This window comes from Rhodococcus sp. T7, assembly GCF_009872365.1.
Lineage (GTDB): Bacteria > Actinomycetota > Actinomycetes > Mycobacteriales > Mycobacteriaceae > Rhodococcus_F.
Genome location: NZ_WXYH01000164.1, coordinates 1 through 3,080, shown reverse-complemented (window position 1 = coordinate 3,080; position 3,080 = coordinate 1). Strand labels below are relative to the sequence as shown.

Annotated in this window: 1 protein-coding gene; it reads right to left on the bottom strand. The window is 65.2% G+C overall.

The genetic code is table 11. The features are described from left to right. Positions 1-3,080: non-ribosomal peptide synthetase (locus MLGJGCBP_RS17365; protein ID WP_160097169.1), on the bottom strand; the 3,080-nt coding region annotated here is incomplete at both ends.

The following is a 3,080-nucleotide window of genomic DNA, read 5'->3' as shown; positions in this document are numbered from 1 at the left end:
CCTCGACCGGCGTGGTCGGCGCCCGAAACTCCCGGACGACGAACGACGGCGCGGGCAACGCCCGTCGGTCGAGCTTCCCACTGGGATTCAACGGCAACTCGTCGAGGACCATCAGTACGTCGGGCACCATGTAATTCGGCAGCGAAGTACTCACCACCTCGAGTGCCGCCTCGACGTCGACGGTTCGCCCGCTGGTCGGCAGCACATAACCGACCAGCTGCTGACCGAGTTCACCGTCGCGCACGACCACCACGGCCTGGTCCACCGACTCGTCTGCCGTCAGTGCGGTCTCGATCTCCCCGAGTTCGATCCGCAGGCCACGGACCTTCACCTGAGAATCGGTGCGGCCCAGATACTCGAGGTTACCGTTCGAATTCCACCGCACCAGATCACCCGTGCGGTAGAGCCGCTCACCGGAGTCGGCAAAGGGACTGGCAACGAAACGTTCTGCCGTAAGCGCCCCGCGGGCGTGATAACCGCGGGCGACCTGGATTCCGGCGAGATACAACTCCCCCGGCACGCCGACGGGCACGCGGTGTAACCGGCGGTCCAGCACGAACGTGCGGGTGTTCCTTATCGGCCTCCCGATCGGTATCGGACCCGACACGCCCCGCAGGCAGCGATGCACGGTCGAGGTCACCGTGGCTTCCGTCGGACCGTAGGTATTGTCCAGCACTGCCTCGGTGCGCGCGGCGAACCGAGCGGTCAAGTCCGAGGGCAGCGCCTCTCCGCCGACCGAGACGTACCGCAGCGACCGCGGCAGTGCGAACGACGATTCCGCGAGGAACAACGCGAGCATCGACGGCACGAATTCCAAGATCGTGACGTGCCACCGGTCGGACATCCGCATCAGGTATTCGGGATCACGATGTCCGCCAGGCGCGGCAATCACCAATCGAGCACCGACCTGGAGTGGATAGAACAACTCCCACACCGACGCGTCGAACGCGATGGGCGTCTTGTGCAACACCGTGTCGCGATCGCCGAGCGCGTAGCGGCCACGCATCCACTCGATCTGGTTCACCACCGAGCGGTGGCTGACCGCGACGCCTTTCGGTCGCCCGGTGGATCCGGACGTGAAGATTACGTACGCGAGATTCTCGGGCCGCAGCGGCGCCCGCCTGGACGCGTCGGTCACCGTCTCCGTGTCGAAGACCGACAGGTCCAGGATGTCGACTTCGTCGGCGTCCACCGACGCCGGCAGGTCACCACGGTCCGTGGACGTGGTCAGCACCACGACGGGCTTCGCGGTCGCAATCACGTACTCGGTGCGGTGTGCAGGATGTTCCGGATCCAGCGGCAGGTACCCGGCACCGGCTTTGAGCGCGGCGTAAATGCTCACCATCATCTCGAGGGAGCGACTCATGCCCAGCCCCACCAGCGACTCCGGTCCCACCCCTCGTGAGATCAAGTAGCGAGCCAGCCGATTCGCGCGAGAATCGAACTCGGCGTAAGTCAACGACTGTTCCTCGAATACCACCGCCACCGCGTCCGGCGTCCGGCGTACCTGATCGTCGAAGAGCTGAACCAGGGTCCCGTCCTCGACAACCACGGCGGTGGCGTTCCATCGATCCATCGCCGCACACTCGTCGACGCTTCGCAACTCGATATCGCCGACCGGTGTGGTCACATCACGTGTGACCGCCTCGAGGATGGTGACGAGTTGGTTCGCGAATCGGGCGACGGACGACTCCTGGAACAGGTCGAGCGCATAGACGATCGATCCCTCGATTCCGGTCCGATGCCCCTCGGAATCCGAAGTGCCGGTGAAGTGGATCTCGAGATCGAGTTTCGCACCGACGACGTCCGTTTCCAGCGGGGCGATCTCGAGGCCCGGCAGAGTTATCCTGGGCCGGGCGAAATTGTGAACAACCAGCAGTACCTGGAACAGCGCCGAACGGGCCGTGGAGCGCGTGGGATTGAGGACTTCCACCAGGCGTTCCAGCGGAACGTCGGGGTTACCGAATGCGGCGAGGTCGACTTCCCGGACGTCGGCCAAAATATCTGCGAAGGATTTCGCGGGGTCGACGCGGGTGCGCAGCACCAGCGTGTTTCCGAACATGCCGATGAGGTCGTCGAGTGCCGCCTCGCCGCGTCCGGCGATCTGTGTGCCGATGGGGATGTCCTCAGTTCCACTCAGGCGGGCCATCAGCACTGCCAGCGACGCGTGGGCGACCATGAAGAACGTCGAGTTATATTCTCGTGCGAGCTGATCGATACGCGCGGCCAGATTCGGACTCAGGGTGAAGCCGACCTTGGCGCCGCGCGGCGATTGTACGGCCGGACGCAGATGATCCGTCGGCAACTCCACCATCTCCGGTAGATCCGCCAGAACCTCGGTCCAGTACCGCAGTTGTTCCGAGATCAGTGACTTCGGATCGTCCTGCGCGCCGAGAATCTCCCGCTGCCACAGGGTGTAGTCCGCATACTGCACCTCGAGCGGCGACCAGCCTGGCGCATGCCCCTCATGCCGGGCGGCATACGCCACCACGAGGTCGCGCGACATCGGCGCGGCCGAGCCGCCGTCGCTGGAAATGTGGTGCACCACCATCACCAGGACGAACTCGTTGCCGTCTAGTTGGAACAGCTTCACGCGCAACGGGACTTCCGAGGCCACGTCGAACCCGCGCCCGACAAAGTCGAACACGAGGGCATGGGCCTCCTCCGGAGCGACCCGCTCCGGCGTCACACTCAGCGAGAGCGCCGACGTGGGGACGACCACCTGAGACGGCCCTTGGTCCGAGTCCGGGAACATCGTGCGCAACGCTTCGTGCCGGTCGATCACGTCGACCAGTGCGGTCCGCAGCAATTCGATGTCCAGATCACCGGACAGCCGAATTGCCAGGGGTATGTTGAAGGCCGCCGACTCCGGGTCGAACTGATTGAAGAACCACATCCGCTGCTGCGCCAACGACAACGGGATCCGCGCCGGCCGCACCCGACGCGTCAACGCAGGCCGCCCCCCTTCACCGGCATGCTGCTCGGCCCGCACCGCCAGCGCCACGACCGTCGACGCCTCGAAGATCACCCGAACCGGCACACGGGTGTCCAACGCCGCACCCAACCGGGACGCCACCTGC